16 protein-coding genes are annotated in these 17,085 nt (G+C 61.1%); 6 read left to right on the top strand and 10 right to left on the bottom strand.

The window, feature by feature from the left end; genetic code table 11:
* Positions 1-3: 3 nt before the first annotated feature.
* From ACWGKN_RS14600 to ACWGKN_RS14585, 4 genes are all read right to left on the bottom strand, one after another.
* Positions 4-1,233, bottom strand: a complete 1,230-nt coding sequence (locus ACWGKN_RS14600; RefSeq protein WP_035229522.1) for an exonuclease SbcCD subunit D C-terminal domain-containing protein — start codon at positions 1,231-1,233, stop codon at positions 4-6.
* An 81-nt stretch (positions 1,234-1,314) separates the two neighbouring features.
* Positions 1,315-1,821, bottom strand: a complete 507-nt coding sequence (locus tag ACWGKN_RS14595) for a hypothetical protein (protein ID WP_424256227.1) — start codon at positions 1,819-1,821, stop codon at positions 1,315-1,317.
* Between the two features lie 47 nt (positions 1,822-1,868).
* Positions 1,869-2,696 (bottom strand): NAD(+) diphosphatase, encoded by an 828-nt coding sequence (gene nudC, locus ACWGKN_RS14590; RefSeq protein ID WP_424256226.1) that lies wholly within the window; start codon positions 2,694-2,696, stop codon positions 1,869-1,871.
* Entirely contained in the window at positions 2,693-3,214 is a 522-nt protein-coding gene (locus ACWGKN_RS14585) for a nitroreductase family protein (RefSeq protein WP_035229518.1), read from the bottom strand. The genes nudC and ACWGKN_RS14585 overlap by 4 nt, the downstream gene beginning before the upstream one ends.
* Before the next feature lie 756 nt (positions 3,215-3,970).
* Here ACWGKN_RS14585 and lpxC point away from each other — a divergent pair.
* From lpxC to ACWGKN_RS14560, 5 genes are all read left to right on the top strand, one after another.
* Positions 3,971-5,296: a UDP-3-O-acyl-N-acetylglucosamine deacetylase gene (gene lpxC / locus ACWGKN_RS14580; RefSeq protein ID WP_035229516.1), complete on the top strand. Its 1,326-nt coding sequence runs from the start codon at positions 3,971-3,973 to the stop codon at positions 5,294-5,296.
* Between the two features lie 91 nt (positions 5,297-5,387).
* On the top strand, positions 5,388-5,810 hold the full coding sequence (locus ACWGKN_RS14575) for a GNAT family N-acetyltransferase (RefSeq protein ID WP_452095523.1): 423 nt from the start codon (positions 5,388-5,390) through the stop codon (positions 5,808-5,810).
* Positions 5,811-6,185: 375 nt separating this feature from the next.
* Complete coding sequence (locus ACWGKN_RS14570; RefSeq protein ID WP_452095522.1) at positions 6,186-6,824, top strand: YceH family protein; 639 nt, start codon at positions 6,186-6,188, stop codon at positions 6,822-6,824.
* A gap of 54 nt (positions 6,825-6,878) precedes the next feature.
* Complete coding sequence (locus ACWGKN_RS14565; protein WP_452095521.1) at positions 6,879-7,280, top strand: hypothetical protein; 402 nt, start codon at positions 6,879-6,881, stop codon at positions 7,278-7,280.
* Positions 7,281-7,420: 140 nt separating this feature from the next.
* Positions 7,421-9,532 (top strand): acetate--CoA ligase family protein, encoded by a 2,112-nt coding sequence (locus tag ACWGKN_RS14560; RefSeq protein WP_452095520.1) that lies wholly within the window; start codon positions 7,421-7,423, stop codon positions 9,530-9,532.
* Positions 9,533-9,631: 99 nt separating this feature from the next.
* Here the strand turns inward: ACWGKN_RS14560 and ACWGKN_RS14555 are convergent, their stop codons facing one another.
* Entirely contained in the window at positions 9,632-10,252 is a 621-nt protein-coding gene (locus ACWGKN_RS14555) for a LysE family translocator (RefSeq protein WP_035229505.1), read from the bottom strand.
* Between the two features lie 362 nt (positions 10,253-10,614).
* On the opposite strand from ACWGKN_RS14555, the gene ACWGKN_RS14550 reads away from it, so the two are divergent.
* The gene (locus ACWGKN_RS14550) at positions 10,615-11,370 is read left to right on the top strand and encodes a rhomboid family intramembrane serine protease (RefSeq protein WP_424256222.1); all 756 of its coding nucleotides are present in this window, start codon (positions 10,615-10,617) and stop codon (positions 11,368-11,370) included.
* Between the two features lie 140 nt (positions 11,371-11,510).
* On the opposite strand, the gene ACWGKN_RS14545 is transcribed toward ACWGKN_RS14550, so the two are convergent.
* The 5 genes from ACWGKN_RS14545 to ACWGKN_RS14525 are packed head-to-tail and all read right to left on the bottom strand — an operon-like array spanning position 11,511 to position 16,846.
* Complete coding sequence (locus ACWGKN_RS14545; RefSeq protein ID WP_035229501.1) at positions 11,511-12,713, bottom strand: ABC transporter permease; 1,203 nt, start codon at positions 12,711-12,713, stop codon at positions 11,511-11,513.
* Entirely contained in the window at positions 12,713-13,417 is a 705-nt protein-coding gene (locus tag ACWGKN_RS14540) for an ABC transporter ATP-binding protein (protein ID WP_035229499.1), read from the bottom strand. Before ACWGKN_RS14540 ends, ACWGKN_RS14545 begins: the two co-directional genes overlap by 1 nt.
* On the bottom strand, positions 13,414-14,712 hold the full coding sequence (locus tag ACWGKN_RS14535) for an efflux RND transporter periplasmic adaptor subunit (RefSeq protein WP_452095519.1): 1,299 nt from the start codon (positions 14,710-14,712) through the stop codon (positions 13,414-13,416). The genes ACWGKN_RS14540 and ACWGKN_RS14535 overlap by 4 nt, the downstream gene beginning before the upstream one ends.
* On the bottom strand, positions 14,709-16,160 hold the full coding sequence (locus ACWGKN_RS14530) for an efflux transporter outer membrane subunit (RefSeq protein WP_424256220.1): 1,452 nt from the start codon (positions 16,158-16,160) through the stop codon (positions 14,709-14,711). Before ACWGKN_RS14530 ends, ACWGKN_RS14535 begins: the two co-directional genes overlap by 4 nt.
* 8 nt (positions 16,161-16,168) lie before the next feature.
* Positions 16,169-16,846 (bottom strand): CerR family C-terminal domain-containing protein, encoded by a 678-nt coding sequence (locus tag ACWGKN_RS14525; protein ID WP_424256219.1) that lies wholly within the window; start codon positions 16,844-16,846, stop codon positions 16,169-16,171.
* Positions 16,847-17,085 lie beyond the last annotated feature (239 nt).

Below are 17,085 nucleotides of genomic sequence, written 5' to 3'. Positions count from 1 at the left end.
TCCCTACTCCGCCCGGGGATCGGCGGCGGCCAGCGCCGCGACGATCTCCCGGTAGGACTGCAGCAACTCAGGCCACTGCGAGGCCGGCACCGCATGCTGGGCCAGACAGCGTTCGAAGACCTCGTCCACCTGCAGATCGTCCAGCGATTCCTCATCGTCGCTGCGGCTCAGGGCCCGGTCGATGACCCTCGAGTTCCTGACCCGCAGGATCTCGATCGCCGTCCCGGCGACCTCCTCCTCCAACCGGCGGCGCAGATCGCTGATGATCTCGTCGCCGTCGTAGACGATCTCCACCCAGATCGATTCGGCCGTGGCCGCCAGACGGTCGAGGCCGGCGGCAATCTCGGCCCAGGCCCCGCGCAGGCGTTCAAGCCGCTGGAAGCACGGCACCGGCACCAGCTCGACCGCGAGATGGCAACCGGCCGCCCGCACCAGGCAGAGGCTCTTCTGCTGCCCGGCCTCGCCGAAGCCCATCGGCAGCGGCGAGCCGCTGTAGCGCCGGCAGGGAGAGCCGCCGACCTCCTGCGGCACATGAAGATGGCCGAGGGCCAGATAATCGAAGGCGGACGGGAAGAGCGCCGCCGAGAGATGGGCGAGTGAGCCGACATAGAGATCGCGGACCCCGTCGCCCTCGAGAGTCCGGCCGCCGGCGGTGAACAGGTGGCCCATGGCGACGATCGGGATGTCGCCGCCCGCTTGCCGGCGACGGTCTTCGGCCACAGCGGCGACCTCGGCATAGTGGCCGCGGATGCCATCGATCAGCTTCCGATCCTTGTCTTCGAGGCTCTCGCCGGCCTCCGCCGCCCGGATATCCCGGTCCCGCAGGTAAGGGACGGCGCAGACGATCAATTCCGGCGCCCCATCGCGGCCGTTGAGCACCACGACCTCGTCGCCCGGGTGGTCGCCGATTGTGCCGACCACATGGATATCAAGGGCCCGCAGCAGCTGCCGCGGGGCATTGAGAAACGACGGCGAATCATGATTGCCGGCAACCACCACCACGTGGCGGCAGGGGGAGGCAGCGACCCGGCAAAGGAAGCGGTAGTACAGCTCCTGCGCCCGGTTGCTCGGGGTGCTGGTGTCGAAGACGTCGCCGGCCACCAGCAGGACGTCGATCGCCTCCCGCTCGATCAACTCCGCCAGCCAGTGAAGAAAGGCCTCGAATTCAGGATACCGCCGGCGGCCATACAGGGTGCGGCCGATATGCCAGTCGGAGGTGTGGAGGATCTTCATGGTCCGGCCTGCCGCGCGCCGGAAGGCAGGGGGCCGCGGCCACCCTCACCCCCTGCCGGGCCGGCGCCGGTGATCGCCGGGCTAGGCATTGCCGCCCTTGTCCTCGCTCTTCTTGAACATCGCCTCGACATCGGCGAAGAGCGCCTTCTTCTTTTTCGCCATCTCGGCCTGGATCTCGGCCACCTTCTGGTCGATGCTCTTCTTCCCGGCCTGGAACTTCTCGATCTCCCTGGCCAGGCTGTTGTCCTCCTTCGTCTGGCACGGGATCTTTTCGATCCGGAGGTGGTCGGCGACCGCGAGCATGATGGAGAAAGGATCCTCCAGGGTCTCGATGATCCCGAGTCCGGCTAATCGGCGGCAGATCGAATGGCCCAGTTCGATGGAGATCTGCAGCATCTCACTGACATCCTCGAGGCGCGGCGGGCTCTGATTGCGGTGCTGGAGGACTCGGATGGCGGCAACAAAGAGATGGGCTTCGGTATAGGCATCCATGGTCTTCAGGTCGTAAGGGTTGAATCCGGAGGATAACGGCCTCCGGGCCGGAACGACGCCAGTGCATCCGAGCGTCGGGGCCTGGTCCGTGGCCATGACCTTTTTCCTTCCTTGTACCCGATTCGGACCATCTTTTCACCCGTCTATCGCCGGCAGCGGAGCCGATCCCGGTCCTCCGCCCCTGGTCCTTCACCGTCAAGAAGGTGCCGATAGTGCCTGATCATCCGGCCGGCGATCGTCCCCGGCCCGGGGATCAGCGGCAGGCGCCGGTAATGGTACCAGGCGGCATCGCTGATCTCCACCCCGTCGACCTCGATCTCGCCGCCGGCATATTCGGCGAGGAAGCCGAGCATCAGCTGGCCCGGGAAGGGCCAGGGCTGACTGCCGAAATAACGGAGCCCGCCGACGCGGATGGCCACCTCCTCGCCGATCTCCCGGTGCACGGCGGTTTCCACCGACTCGCCCGGCTCGACAAAACCGGCCAGGGTGCTGTACATCCCCTCCTGGAAGCGCGGCGACCGCGCCAGCAGCAGATCTTCGCCGCGGGTGACGAGGACGATGACACAGGGCGAAATCCGCGGGTACCACGATAATGAACAGGCCGGACAGACCATCGCCTGTTCGCTGGCGTGGGCGATCGTCGCCTGGCCGCACCGGCCGCAGTAGCGGTGGGTCCTGTGCCAGTGCAGGAGCTGGGCCGCCTTGCCCCAGGCATCGAACTCGGCGTCAGCGACCCGGCCGACGAGGCGGCGCAGCCTCATCCACTCGAACCCTTCGCCGGCCTCGAAATCCGGGTCCAGCTCCACGGCAAAGTCGCTGCTGCCAGGCCCCTTGTCCAACGGCAGGATGGTAGCGGCGTGGGCCTGCAGTTGGAGCCAGTCGCCGGCGGTAAAGGCGGTGATCTCCAGCCGGTCCGCGGGAACCAGCACCTTATCCTCCCGGACGATGAAAAATCGCGCCTCGCCGCTCACTGCCAGCGCTCCCAGTGAACGCGTTCGGGCCGGTAGCGGGTCCGTGCCTCGGGGACGACGGCCGGCCAGCCCAGGGCGATGCCGGCCACCGGCACGATACGGGGCGGCAGTTGCAACTGGGTGCGCAGGCCGTCGATACGGTCCTGATGGGGATAGACGCCCAGCCAGCAGGAACCGAGACCGAGCGCGGTGGCCGCCAGCAGGATGTTTTCGACAGCGGCGCTGCCGTCCTGCACCAGGTTGGGCTCGAGCCCACCCGGGGCCCGCTCCGGATCGCCGCAGACCACGATCGCCGCCGGGGCGGAGTGCAGCATCTTGGCGTACGGCAGGACCGTGGCGATCGCGTCGAGTCCCGCCCTTTCGGTGATGACGATGAAATGCAGGGGGTCGGCCGCCCGGGCCGATGGCGCCGCCATGCCGGCCTCGAGCAGGTCGTGCAGCATCGCCGCCGGAATGTCCTTGTCCAGGTACTTCCGTACGCTGCGACGGGTGAAGATAAAGTCAAGCCTGGTGTTCATCCTGCGATCCCCCTTGAATTAGAAACATATCGATTCGTTACGGCAACGGCGCTCAGCCCGGTCCGACACGACCGGCAGTGGTACAACCAGCCGCAAACGAGTCAAAAACAAGGTTCATCCGATTATAGCGTACGTCGTGTTGTGAAGGGCATATTTTTTCACTTTGAAGAATTCCATAATGTCTGACATGCAAGTTGCGGACCCCTCATTTTTTACTTCCTGATGAGTTCGACCATCTCCCGCGCCCGGGGGAGGTGGAGTCGTGCGGATTCCAGGCCGGCCTCGTCCTCGCGGATTCCGATACGGACACTACGATCAAATTGGCCCTCTCCATGCCTGCTCGCCACTGCGGCGGCACCCAGAGGACTGACGCACGAATGCACCGTGACTGGGCATGATCCACTGCAACACCTCCACACCCCACCATTGAATTCTATCTTACGTAAAGATAAAATTATCGCAGCAGAAGCCCGCCACCGGAGGGTCGGCACCGCGGCTACCACCAAATAGCTGCGAAATAATATTTATCCAGTACAATAGCTATCGATCTTGCCGGCAACCGCGATTCTTTTGTAGTGTCGTGGATGATACTGAATAATGGCCGGCTGTGCCAGGCAGGCGACCGAGACAGTACCCCCTTGCCCGGAATGAGAGGGGACAGGGAAGGGTGTGATGGCTGAGACAGATGGCGGAACCACATACCTTCCGCCACATCGAAAAACACTTTTTCTAATACATATTTTGGACAGGAATGTCATGAACCCTATTTGTATAGTCGACGATCAACCCTTTATCTGTTCCACGGTAGCAGGCATCCTGAAGGACGAGGGATATGAGGCCATCGTCTTTCAAGATGCCGAAAGCTTCTGGCAAAAGCTCGATACGATCGAGCCCTCGCTCGTTATGCTGGATATCTGGCTCCCGGGAATAGACGGGTTGCAGCTTCTTAAACGTCTGCACAGCCGATTTCCGGCACTCCCCATCATCATGATGAGCGGACATGCCGGCATCGATACCGCAGTGGCCGCCATCAAGGCCGGCGCCTACGATTTCATGGAAAAACCGCTGCATCTCGAGGTCCTGCTCGACAAGGTCAAATCCGCCCTCGAGCATAAACCTGCCGGAAGCAGTGCTACCCTGCCTTCGGATACACGACTTGAAATCGCCAGCGCCGATCTGTTGATGCCCCCAGGGATGGTGGAACTGGTCGATTCCTCCGAACCCCAGCGTACCCTCAGGGAAAATGTCGTCCTGAACGGAGTGGGGCTCCTGAGCGGCCGGAAAACCGGCATCATCCTCAGCCCGTTGGGCATCGACGAGGGAATCGTCTTTCAAACTCTCGATGGCCAGATAATCCCCGGACATATCACCTCCGTCGGAAATTTTTCCCAGACGGTATCCTCCAAGACCTTCTCCGCCAACTCCACCACCCTCGACAACGGCAGGCAACAGGTGCGTACCGTTGAACACCTGATGGCGGTCTTTGCCATGTACGGCATAACCAACGTGCTCATCAAGGTCGATGACGAGGTGCCGAATATCGACGGTTCCGCCAAGGATTTCTGCGACCTGATCGAACAGGCCGGGATAGAGGTACAGCCGGCCTCCACCAAAGTCGCCGTCATCCGCCGGAAACTCGGGGTGGGCATCGAGAAGAAGCATGAAAAGCATCTCTATGCGGAGCCTTTCGATGGGTTCGAGATATCGATGCGAGTCGACTATCCTCCGCCAATAGGGGAGCAGATCCTCACGTTCAACCCGGCGACCGAAACTTTTGCAGAGGAGATCGCCCCGGCCCGATCGTTCAACACCTTTGAGAACATCGAAATAGCCCAGAGACTGGGAAAGGTCGGTGGCGGCTATCTCCACTCCCATATCATCATGCACGAAGGCAAGGTCATCAATACCGAACTCCGTTTTCCAGACGAATTCGTGCGCCACAAGATACTGGACATGATCGGGGACCTGTACCTCCTCGGTTATGCCATACGAGGACGCATTTCCGCCAACATGACCTCCCATGGTTACAATCAGGCCCTGGTGGAACGCCTGTACCGGGCTCTCCAGAGCAGTTCCAGTTGAAGGCCGAAACTCGTCGACAACCCGTCCGAGCCGATGAGCCGGCTCGCCCCGGCGTTGTCAAAGCCAATCCGCATCTCGACTATTATACTCTATGGAAATTGAATTAAGCTTCGATACATCCGGAATCAACTGGGATATAATTGCGTCAACCCTCAAGAATGTCGGCATGGCGCATTACCCGCCCGAGGTCCATAAACGCGCCTTCGAGGCAAGCCACACTACCGTGTTCGCCTGGCACAACGGCCAATTGATAGGGTTCGGCAGAGCCATATCCGATGGTGTTTATCAGGCTGCTGTTTATGATGTTGCGGTGAGCCCTGAACATCAGGGCAGAGGGGTCGGGTCGGCTATCATAAAAACCATTCAAACCAGGCTATCGCACTGCAATTTGATACTGTATGCCTCCCCGGGCAAGGAAGGATTTTATACAACGCTTGATTTCCGTAAAATGAAAACAGGCATGGCGCACTTCAAAAACAGGGATGCTATGGCCGCAAAAGGTTTCACCGAATAATCGATTTGATTTTAGGGGCCGTTACGAAATAACCGTTACATTTTTCACCATTTCGTTACGGCCCCTTATGCCGGAAAGGTATTTCTGTGTAACGGTTATTGTTTGACGACGGCTTAGGAAAAATGTCCTGCATTGGGTATCGGCCTTCTCCTGCAACATCCCAGAAACCGCAGGAATCTATCGATTCAACGGTTGTTTTTACCAAGTGATTTTACAGTTATTTAGAGATAGGAATCAAAGCTTGCAATCGTTGCTATAAATCAACTCTCACCCCCTCGATCCAAGCAAGGAAGTTAATCTGCTGTACCGGATTTTTGCAAAGGATATGGTTGCATACAACCTGTCATAAAAAATATTTGGAAACCACACAAACACATGGATATCCTCCTGAATGAAATCGAGATCAGGGTACTTGGCAGTCTGATGGAAAAGGAACTGGCCACTCCTGAATACTACCCCCTGTCGCTGAATGCCCTCACGAACGCCTGCAATCAGAAATCGAACCGATCTCCGGTTCTTTCCTTGAACGACAGCGATATAATTGCGGCCTTGCAGTCACTGAAGGAAAAACAGATTGTCTGCCAGAGCGACGCCAGCCGCATCCCCAAATACTGGCACAACTTTGTCAAAACCTCCAACCTGATCAGGCGCGAAGCGGCCCTGTTGTGTCTGTTGCTGCTCCGCGGCCCTCAAACCGCTGGAGAACTGCGAGCGCGCACCGAGAGGCTGTGTTCCTTCGAAAACCTGGAGGAGGTTGTCCAGGCCCTTGACAGCCTCTCGGAAATCGGCCTGGTGCTCAAACTGCCGCGACAACCAGGCCAGAAAGAACAGCGTTATGCCCACCTGCTGGCGGGTGAACCTGAAAACCTCGAACAACGCGGCGGCGGCAGGGATCAGGGCCTGAGTGCGGCAGAGACGTATCATGATCGCATAACCGAACTCGAAAATTCAGTGGCATATTTAAAAGAACAACTCGAAATGCTGAAAAATGAGCTCCTGGCTTTGAAGCAATGAAAATATTCGTAATTCTCACCCGATAAACGTCGACACAACCAGAGGAGATACTTCATGGAAGCCACTGTTCAACTCCTGAAAAAAGTCACGCTTTCGCTATCGACGGCAATTGAGCCCGGGAAATGTGATACGAGTGGCTCTCCGGTATCTTTGGCGTTTATCTATGGGGTCGACAGTGACGGACTCTGTCCGTTTGAAATCGCACTCCATGATAAACATGAAGGAGAGAAACTGACGGTCAGCGTCAAGGCCGCCGATGCCCATGCGTATTTCGGCCACCTTTTCCACCCCCTGTGTCAAATACTCGGGGGGCGGCTTCGCGATGACACGATTGAGTTGGAAATCGAAATTACCGGTGTGACCGACGCAGATAACCGGGAGGTGGTGCAGGCCGTAGCCAGGGCCTTGGCCCATGGGGGTTGCGGGACTTCCTGTGGATGCGGTTGCGGTTGTTGATCAGCGTAGGCAGAATGGCGGGATGGCCATAATACCGCTTTATTACCCACAAAAATGTCAGATAGCCCGAATAAGTGATTTTTCACGACCGGGAATGCCAATTTTTCACTCAATGTTTTCCAGATATTTCTGCGATCACCATGAACAGACGACAGATGAATTTTGAAGAAAGTGCGGCGCTGTTGACTCGTTACGGCATTGTGGCAGATGGCCGTCAGGTGTACTCCATAGCCGAAGCGGAAGGTGCGGCCGAGGAGATGGGATATCCGGTTGCGGTGAAGCCCGTTTCAGAGAAGATCATCCATAAATCGGATGAAGGGACGGTGTTTTTGAACATTCACGACAAATCACAGCTGAAAAACGCATGCCTCGCCATTGAAGAAAAAATCGACGGTTTTTCCAGAGAAACCAAAGAAGGGCTTCTCGTTCAGAGGATGGCGGAACAAGGGTTCGAACTGCTCATCGGCGCTAAACGGGACCCCGGCTTCGGCCCGGTAACCATGATCGGCATCGGGGGAATATTTGTCGAGCTCTATTCCGATGCCGCCATGGGCATCGGGATCCTCACCCGGCAGGACGTGGAACGCATGCTGACGACCACCCGGGTCGGCAGGATCCTTGGCGGATTCAGGGGACAACGCTACGACCGGGACAGAATCGTCGATCTGACCGTCAACATTTCCAGACTCATGGCGGAGAATCCGGATATCTGCGAACTCGATCTGAACCCCGTCATCGTGTACGAGGAAGGCTGTGCGATTGTTGATGCCAGGCTCATCCGTGATGGGAACATCGTCAAACCGATGGCGGAGGATATCAGGCCGTGGAAACAGCAAAGCATCGATGCCATCTTCAACGCCGAATCGGTTGCGGTGATCGGTGCATCCCGTCCGGGCACCCAGGGCGGTGTCATCTTGAAAAATTGCATGAAGATCAGGAATCTCTATCCGATTCACCCGAAACTGACGAAGATTCACGGCCTGCCCTGCTACCCCTCCCTGAAGGATCTCCCTCAAATTCCTGAAGTTGCCGTTTTTGCAGTAAGTTCCGAAAAGACAGTGAGCATCTTCGAGGAGTTCTGCCGATTGGGAGGAAAAGGCGCCATCATCTTCAGCGATGGATTTGCCGAAATGGGCCGGAACGATCTCGAGCAGCAACTGGTCGAGATCAGTGAAAGATATAAGGTCGCCTTTATCGGTCCAAACTGCATGGGCGTCATCGACAACTTCACCGGCCTCAACACCAATTACATCCCTGAACAACGATCGGTGCCGGTGCCGCAGTCCAATTGCGTCGGTGTTATTTCCCAGAGCGGAGGCATCGGCCTCGAACTGCTGGAGATGTTCAGCGCCGACAGGCAGAACCTGGGGAAGTGGGTTTCCATCGGCAACGCCGCCAGCGCCGGAGTCCCCGAAATTCTGGCACACATGGGAGCTGATCCGAAAATCAAAATCGTCGCCATCTATCTGGAAGGGGTCGCCGACGGTCTGAAACTGATGCAGATCGGCCGGGAAGTCGCGAACAAGAAACCGGTCCTGATCATCAAAGGCGGCACCGGCGGCGGGGCCGAGGCAGCGCTCTCCCACACGGCCTCCCTGGCCGGCAGTCACGAGGCCTTCAAGGCCTGCTGTGAGCAGGCCGGCTTTTACCTGGTCGATGAGCTCACCGAAGACCCCAAGATCCTGGTCAATGTGCTGTCCATCCTGACAAGCCAGCCGCAGACGTCCAACAACCGGATCGCCGTGGTCAGTGTCGGTGGCGGAGCCGGCATCCTCCTTGCCGATCAGGTCACTGAAGAAGGAATGGTGCTTGCGGAATTCGCCCCCGGGACCAGAAGCCGGATGAAGGCCTTGATCGAGAAAAATCTTAAACCGGAACAGCAGAGTCTCAGCGAAACGATCTTGAAAAATGTGGGCAACAACCCCATTGACCTCTTCGGCAACTGCGACGATGACCGACTGTTGGAATCGATCAGGATTATCGATCAGGATCCCAATACGGACGTGATTGTGGCAGCCATCTACCTCCAGGTGCCGCTGTTGTCGGAATACCTGCCTGAACGACTGGTGGAACTGAAAGAGGAGCTGACGAAACCGCTCATCATCTCCCCGCGAGGTTTTTCAGCATATGTCGACCGGTGCAGGACCTATATGGCCAACAAAAAACTCCACACCTATACTGTTCCCATGATGAAGCCGTTGAGCATCGCCATTGAGATCTGGAAGCATTACGGACATTCGTTCCTTCAATGAGCGATCATTTTCGGCGTTGCACACTCCGCCGGCAACCGGAAGGAGGCTGCCAAGACCGACAGCCGGACCGATGCGGCACCGCTTCAGCGGCGAAGGTCGCTACCGTTTGGCCAGCAACGCCCAAAGGCCGGCAGCGGTAAGCAGGGATCCTCCGCTCAGGTTGAAGCGACGCTGCACCCGTGAGGAAGACATGATCCTGCGGGCGGTGGTTGCGAACAGCGAGTAGCACGCGGCATTGATCATCGCCAGCGTGACGAAGGTGACCGACAAAATCAGCAGCTGGCGCGCGGCGTCGGCCCTGGGAGTGACGAATTGCGGCAGAAAGGCGACGAAGAACATGATCCCCTTGGGATTCAAGGCGGTGACCAGATAGGTGTTGACGAAAAGCGCCCAGCGTGAGACCGGCACGGTTCGCGAGCTGACAACGACCGGGGAACCCCCGGCACGGAGAAGTCTGATCCCCAGCCAGAGCAGGTACAGGCCGCCGACCCATTTGATCACCGTGAACCACAAGGCCGATGCCGCCAGCAGGGTGCCGAGCCCGAAGATCGAGAGCATCAATGCCGTGGAGTCGCCAAGCGCCACCGCTGCCACGAGAGGTATATTCGCTCGTCGGCCATGGGCCACCGAGTAGCTGACCACGGTGAGAATGGTGGGGCCGGGAATCACCAGGAGGATGACGGAGGCGGCGACGAAGGCGAGCCACAGTTCAATGGACATCGGTTCTCTCTTTCAGACAAGGCTTCAAGTGGTGTTTGGGGAGGAGTGAAAAGTGCTCCGGTTCCGATCCCGTTCGCCAGGCATTCAAACGGCCCGGATGCTGCCGGCTGGGGAAACAGCATGATCGCTTGAACAGCAACGATCGGCAGTGCCTGCATCGCCATCGTGACGTTCGATCCCGGGTTGTATAATCGGGGGATGTCATTATCTTCTGGGGGAGTAATGTGCAGGACCGCCCCGGCCAACGTTTATTGAACGAGCGAATTGATATCACAATGAATGCATCGAAAAGAACCTCACTCCTCTGTCCCAATTGCCGAACGTTGGTCAGCCGCTCCGCACCCGTCTGTCCATCCTGCGGCATGAAAAATCCCGGTTCGATCTGGAAGGATAACATATTTACCCGGGGTGCCGGGGGCGAAAATGGAATTCTGCGGACGATTCTCATCGCCAATATTGCCATGTTCGTGCTGTCGGTGGTGATCGACCTGCGCCCCGCGGCCCTGTCCGGCAGCCCGTTCAATTTTCTCTCGCCCAGCAGCGAGAGCCTGCTGGTGCTCGGTTCCACCGGGACGATACCGCTGCTGCAACTCAATCGCTGGTGGACCCTGATTTCGGCCAGTTACCTGCATGGCAGTCTGTTGCATATCGTCTTCAACATGATCGCCCTGCACCAGCTCGGCCCCCTGATCATCCGGGAATACGGCAGGGACCGGATGCTCGCCATCTACACCCTGAGCGGGATCGGCGGCTATCTGATTTCGGCCCTGTTCGGCGTGCGCTTCACCATCGGCGCCTCGGCGGCGGTCTGCGGGTTGATCGGGGCGGCGCTGTATTACGGCAAAAGCCGGGGCGGCGCCTACGGCGATGCGGTCTACAGCCAGATCGGCGGCTGGGCCCTGGGGATCTTCATCTTTGGCTTCATGGTTCCCGGGATCAATAACTTCGGTCATGCGGGCGGCATGCTGACCGGCGCGCTGGCAGGCTACCTGCTCGGCTATCGGGACCGGTCCCGGGACAACTTCGGGCACAAGGTGTTGAGCATGGCCTGCGTCGTCGGCACCGTCATCGTGCTGATCTGGTCGGTCATCAACGGTATATTTTTTCTGCTCGCCTGAAGGTTTTTCTCTGCTCCGACAACGGCAATTCGCAAACTCCGGCAAGGGTCGCCAGCGTCATTCACCCGTGGCCCATCGGTTCTCATGCCGGTGTGATCAGCCCCGCCGGGGGAACGGCACGGCGGGACATTTCCGGACATTCACTCGTGCCGCAGGGCATCGATCGGGTTGAGGCCGGCGGCCCGGCGCGCCGGGAAGTAGCCGAAGATCACGCCGATGACGGCGGAGAACAGGAAGGACAGCAGATTGATGCCGGGGTCGAACAGGTAGGGCACGTTCATCAGCCCGGCGAGCAGAATCGAGGCCACGGTGGCCAGGGCGATGCCGATCAGCCCGCCGAGGCTCGACAGGACCACCGCCTCGATCAGGAACTGCAGCAGCACCTCCCGTTCCAGGGCGCCGATGGCCAGGCGGATGCCGATCTCGCGGGTGCGCTCGGTGACCGACACCAGCATGATGTTCATGATACCGATACCGCCGACCAGCAGGCTCACCGCCGCCACCGCGGCGAGCAGCATGGTGAGGATCTTGGTGGTGCTGGTCAGGGTCTCGGCAATCTGCCGGGTGTCCATCACCCGGAAGTCGTCGTCCTCGTTTTCACCGATCTTGCGCCGCTCGCGCATCAGGTCGAGGAGCTGCTCCTTGACCGCGTCGATCGAGACACCATCCCTCACCGAGATCGTCAGCCGGTTGATATCCTGACTGCCGCTGAGCCGCCGCTGCACGGTGCGCAGCGGCATCACCACGGTGTCGTCCTGGTCGGATCCCATCGACGACTGGCCCTTGGCCTTCAGCAGGCCGATCACCTCGCAGGCGAACTGCTTGATGCGGATCTCGCTGCCGACCGGGTTCTGCCGGCCGAACAGCTTGTCGCGCACGGTGTCGCCGATCACGCACACCGCCTTGCCCGCCCGTTCCTCGGTCTCGGTAAAACTGCGGCCGGTGGCGATCTGCCAGTTCCCGGCCTCGAAATAGTCGTTCGAGCTGCCGGTAACCGAGGTCGACCAGTTGTTGGCCTGGTACACCGCAGTCGCCGCCTTGGTCACGAGCGGCGCCACCAGCCTGGCGCCGGGTATCTGGTTGCGGACCGCCTCGACGTCGGCGCTCTTGAAGGGCGCCCCGGGTTCGGCGCCGGGACCGAAGCGCTGCCCCGGCATCACCATCAGCAGGTTGCTGCCCATGCTGGAGATCTGGTCGGACACGGAGCGGGTGGCGCCGTTGCCCAGGGTAACCATGGTGATGACGGCGGCCACCCCGATGACGATGCCGAGGATCGTCAGGAAAGACCGCATCAGGTTGCGCCGGATCGCCCGCAGGGCCAGCAGCAGCGTATTCCACAGCATCAGCCGGCCTCCCCCTGGCGGCAGTCGGTTTCCACCCGGCCGTCGACGAAGCGGATGACGCGGTTGGCGTAGGCCGCCATGTCGGGCTCGTGGGTGACCATCAGCACGGTGATCCCCTGTTCACGGTTGAAATTGCCGACCAGGTCCATGATTTCCCGACTGGTGGCGCTATCGAGGTTGCCGGTCGGTTCATCGGCCAGCAGCACGGCCGGCCGGGTGACGATGGCCCGGGCGATGGCTACCCGCTGCTGCTGCCCGCCGGACAGCTCGGCCGGGGTATGGTGCTCCCAGCCCTGCAGGCCGACCTGTTCCAGGGCCCGGCGGGCCGCGGCATGGCGAATGGCGGCGGGTTCGCCGCGGTAGATCAGCGGCAGCTCGATGTTTTCGAGCGCGGTGGTGCGCGCCAGGAGGTTGAAGCCCTGGAAGACGAAACCGAGGAAATTGCGCCGCAGCAGCGCCCTCTCATTGCGCGACAAGCGTTCAACATGAACGCCCTGGAACTGGTAACTGCCGCTGGTCGGGGTGTCGAGACAGCCGAGGATGTTCATCGTCGTCGACTTGCCGGAGCCGCTCGGCCCCATGACGGCGACAAAATCACCGGCCTCAACGGCAAGCTCGATCCCCTTCAGGGCCTGGAAGGCAGCCTGGCCGATCCCGTAGGTCTTGGTGATGCCGGTCAGCCGGATGAGGGCCGCATCGCTCATGGCTGCACGCCCGAGGCCTCGGTGATCACCAGCATCCCGGCCTTGAGGTCTCCGGCGGTGATCTCGGTCAGGCGGCCATTGGTGGCCCCGGTCGTGACCTCCACCGCTGCCGGTTGGCCGTCCTGCAGCACCCAGACGCGCGGCACGCCGCTGGTGGCCTTGCTCTGGACCTTGGCCGCCTGGCGCGGCGGCCGCGGCCTCAGGGCGCTCATCACGCTGCCGCCGGATTTTTTCTGTTTGCCGGCGGTCGTCGCCGGCGGACTGAAGCGCAGCGCCGCGTTCGGTACCAGCAGGGCATTATCCCGGGTCAGGGTGGTGATCTCGGCGGTGCCGGTCATGCCCGGCCGCAGGCTGAGATCGTCGTTTCCCACCTCGAGCACGGTGAGGTAGGAAATGACCCCGTCCTCTTCCTGCGAGCCAAAGCCGACCCGGGTGATGACGGCGGCGTACTCGCGGCCGGGCCAGGCGTCAACTCCGAACACCGCCTTCTGTCCCGCCTTGACCTGGCCGACGTCGGCCTCGTCGACATCGACCTGGAGTTCCATCTTGGTCAGATCCTCGGCCAGTTGAAACAAAACCGGCGCCTGGAAGGAGGCGGCCACGGTCTGGCCGGGGTCCACCTGCCGCGACAGCACCACACCGTTGATCGGCGAGCGGATGCTGGCCTTGGCCAGATTGGTTTCGTCCGACTGCAGGTTGGCGCGCGCCTCGGTGACACTGGCATGGGCACTGGCCTCGTTGGCCTGAGCCCTCTTGAAGACGGCTTCGGCCGTATCCATTTCACTCTGTGACGGGACCTTGCCGCCTGACAACTGCGATACCTGGCGGTAGCGCGACAGCAAGGCGCCCGCCTCCGCCACCGTGGCCTGGGCCTGCAGCACCTGGGCCTCGGCCGCGGCGAGCGAGGCCCGCGATTTCGCCACCGCGTCCTGCAACTGCGACAGATCCAGCTGCGCCAGGACCTGGCCCTCCTTGACCGCATCGTTGTCGTCGACCAGTACCTTGGCGATGATGCCGGAGAGTTCGCTGCCCACATCCACCGTATTGGTCGGCTGCAGATTGCCGGTGGCCGAGACCTTGACAATCAGCGTGCCGACCTCGACCGGGGCTGTGGTGTACCGCAGCGCCGAAGCCTCGTCGCCGGCCCGCAAAAAGAGCCAGGCCGCGCCGATACCAATGATCAGCGCTCCCCCCAGCCACAACCAGCGGCGCGACGAACGCCTGGCGGAGGTGGCGCCGATCAATTGCTGCAGGGTTTTTTCCTGGTTTGCCGATGGGGTTGTAGTGTCGTTCATGGAGTATCCTTGCCGGCCTGGCGGCTCTCGCCCTGCGGCGTCCAGCCGCCGCCCAGCGCCTTGTATAAACGGATAAGAGCCAGCAGACCGTCGGTGCGGGTGCCGGCAAGACTGTCCTCGACGGTCAGCACGGAGCGTTCGGTATCGAGTACCGCCTGGAAATCGATCAACCCGGCACTGTACTGCTGCCGCGCCAGCTCTGCCGCAGTGCGCGCCGCCGCAACGGCACCGGCCAGGGCATCGCCGCGCTCACGGTTGCGCTTGAGGGCGACGAGGGCGTTTTCGACGTCCTCCAGGGCGCCGAGCACCGCCTGTTCATAGGCTACCTGGGCCTGCTCGCGCACCGCGTCCTGGATCTCGACCTGCTGCCGCAGCCGCCCGGCATTGAAGACCGGAGCGGTGATACCGGCCAGCAGCGATGTCGCGGCAGCGCCGCTGGTGCCGAGATTTTCCGCCGTCAGCGCCTCCAGGCCGATCGATCCCGACAGGTTGAAGGCGGGATAGCGCGCCGCCTCGGCCACTCCGACACGGGCGGTTTCCGCCGCCAGCGTCCGCTCCGCCGCCCGGATGTCGGGGCGCCGGCGCAGGGTGTCGGCCGGGATGCCGACCGCGATCCGGTCCGGGATAGCCGGCAGCTCCCGGGTTGCCGCCAGCCGGGGATGGACCGTGCCCGGTGGTTTGCCGAGGAGGATATCGAGGCTGTGTTCAGCCTCGGCGAGACTGGTTTCGAGGGTCGGAATCTGGGCCCGGGTCTGCTCCCGGTTGCTGCGCGCCTGTTCCACGTCCCGGCGCCCGACCAGCCCGGCCTGTTCCCGCCATTCGGTGAGCTGCAGGGTCTCGGACTGGCTGGCGAGGTTGGTGCGGGCGATGGCGAGCCGCAGTTGCAGCCCCCGGACCTCGACATAGTTGAGCGCCACTTCCGCCGCCAGGGAAACCCGGGTGTCGTCGAGATTGGCCGCCGCCGTTGCGAGATCGGCCTCGGCCGCCGCAACGCTGCGGCGGACACCGCCGAATATGTCGATCTCCCAGCTCGCATCGAGGCCGGCACTGAACAGATCGTTGGTCGTACCGCTGCCGGCCTCACTGCTCGATTGACTGCGGCGGGCACTGCCCGATGCGGTCACCTCCGGCAGACGTTCGGCGGCAGCCACCCCACGGCGGGCCCGGGCCTCACGCAGCCTGGCCTGGGCAATGCGCAGATCAGGGCTTGCCTGCACCGCCTCGGCCATCAATCCGGACAGCAGCGGATCGTCCAGCTGCCGCCACCACCGGCTCACATCACCGGGCGGGGCGGCATCCGCAACCGGATGGGCCGTCTGTTCCAGCTGACTCCAGGCCGACGGCAGGTCCGGTTGCGGTGTCGTATACTGCGGACCGACCGCGGCACAGGCCGTCAGCCCGAGGAGGAGCGGCAGGATCAGCAAACGTTTGAGATGATAGCTCTGCATGGCGATGATCAACGGGAAATTGCCCCAGCCGTGACGGCGCGGCGGAGAGGAGATGCAGGTTCAGGCCGGCTGGAATTGATCGCCGCGATCCCGGCCAGGGCAAACGTCAGCACGTGATCGGTGAAGGCCTCGAGGTCGCTGATGACATCCGGCCCCTCGGACTCCCGCCGGATCTTCTGCATCATGATCGGATGGATACACATGCTGATGATGCAGACCTCGCAGAACACGACCTGCGGGAGGGGAGTCTCCGGGCCCAGCAGCTCCTTCAACAACGCCACGGTCTTGTCGCGCAGGGGGATCATCTCCGACTCCATGACCTCCTTCAACAGGCCGGTTGGATTGATAAACTCCATCTGGGAGATGAAAAAATCGCGGTTGTCTCTGTCGGCAATCCGGGCGATCAGCGCCCTGACCTGCCCCCGCAGACGTTCCGCCGCCGGTGCGTCGGCGCCGACGCCGCCATCCTGGGGATACACCTTGCACGATGCGGCGAAGGAGTGGCGCCAGGCCTCCTGGTACAGGGCCTCCTTGCTGCCGAAATAATAATTGACGGCCGAGATATTGGCACCGGCACGGCGGCATATCTCCGCCACCGTCGCATCGCGAAAGCCTTTGTCGACAAAGACATCGCTCGCCGCAGTCAGCAGTTTTTCCCTCGTTCCGCCTGATTTTTTTCTGCCCATGACACCTCGACCCCACAAAACGTATTTTTAAATTGTATTTTTAAAATATTCATTTGAATTCGTCAAGAATGATTTTCCTCGGCGCCGGATTTTCGCTGCGCTGTCTTCCACCCTCCGCAACCGGCCTGACCACAGGTGGTCGACGCCGGCCATGGCCCCTTCCCCGTCCGCGACTGCAAGCGGCCCTGTCGTCCATCGGCGGGACGAGGGCCATGTTCTCCGCAGGGACTGTTTCCAGG

The organism is Desulfoprunum sp., assembly GCF_053613775.1.
The sequence above is the reverse complement of the archived record's forward strand: the minus strand, read 5'-3'. Positions and strand labels throughout refer to the sequence as shown.

Coding starts and splice junctions, on each gene's coding strand:
- lpxC (WP_035229516.1), top strand. CDS start 3,971: ATGAACCCTATTTGTATAGTCGACGATCAACCCTTTATCTGTTCCACG.
- ACWGKN_RS14595 (WP_424256227.1), bottom strand. CDS start 1,821: ATGGCCACGGACCAGGCCCCGACGCTCGGATGCACTGGCGTCGTTCCG.
- ACWGKN_RS14585 (WP_035229518.1), bottom strand. CDS start 3,214: ATGAACACCAGGCTTGACTTTATCTTCACCCGTCGCAGCGTACGGAAG.
- ACWGKN_RS14570 (WP_452095522.1), top strand. CDS start 6,186: ATGGATATCCTCCTGAATGAAATCGAGATCAGGGTACTTGGCAGTCTG.
- ACWGKN_RS14600 (WP_035229522.1), bottom strand. CDS start 1,233: ATGAAGATCCTCCACACCTCCGACTGGCATATCGGCCGCACCCTGTAT.
- ACWGKN_RS14540 (WP_035229499.1), bottom strand. CDS start 13,417: ATGAGCGATGCGGCCCTCATCCGGCTGACCGGCATCACCAAGACCTAC.
- ACWGKN_RS14550 (WP_424256222.1), top strand. CDS start 10,615: ATGAAAAATCCCGGTTCGATCTGGAAGGATAACATATTTACCCGGGGT.
- ACWGKN_RS14535 (WP_452095519.1), bottom strand. CDS start 14,712: ATGAACGACACTACAACCCCATCGGCAAACCAGGAAAAAACCCTGCAG.
- ACWGKN_RS14565 (WP_452095521.1), top strand. CDS start 6,879: ATGGAAGCCACTGTTCAACTCCTGAAAAAAGTCACGCTTTCGCTATCG.
- ACWGKN_RS14545 (WP_035229501.1), bottom strand. CDS start 12,713: ATGCTGTGGAATACGCTGCTGCTGGCCCTGCGGGCGATCCGGCGCAAC.
- ACWGKN_RS14575 (WP_452095523.1), top strand. CDS start 5,388: ATGGAAATTGAATTAAGCTTCGATACATCCGGAATCAACTGGGATATA.
- ACWGKN_RS14560 (WP_452095520.1), top strand. CDS start 7,421: ATGAACAGACGACAGATGAATTTTGAAGAAAGTGCGGCGCTGTTGACT.
- ACWGKN_RS14525 (WP_424256219.1), bottom strand. CDS start 16,846: ATGGGCAGAAAAAAATCAGGCGGAACGAGGGAAAAACTGCTGACTGCG.
- ACWGKN_RS14555 (WP_035229505.1), bottom strand. CDS start 10,252: ATGTCCATTGAACTGTGGCTCGCCTTCGTCGCCGCCTCCGTCATCCTC.
- ACWGKN_RS14530 (WP_424256220.1), bottom strand. CDS start 16,160: ATGCAGAGCTATCATCTCAAACGTTTGCTGATCCTGCCGCTCCTCCTC.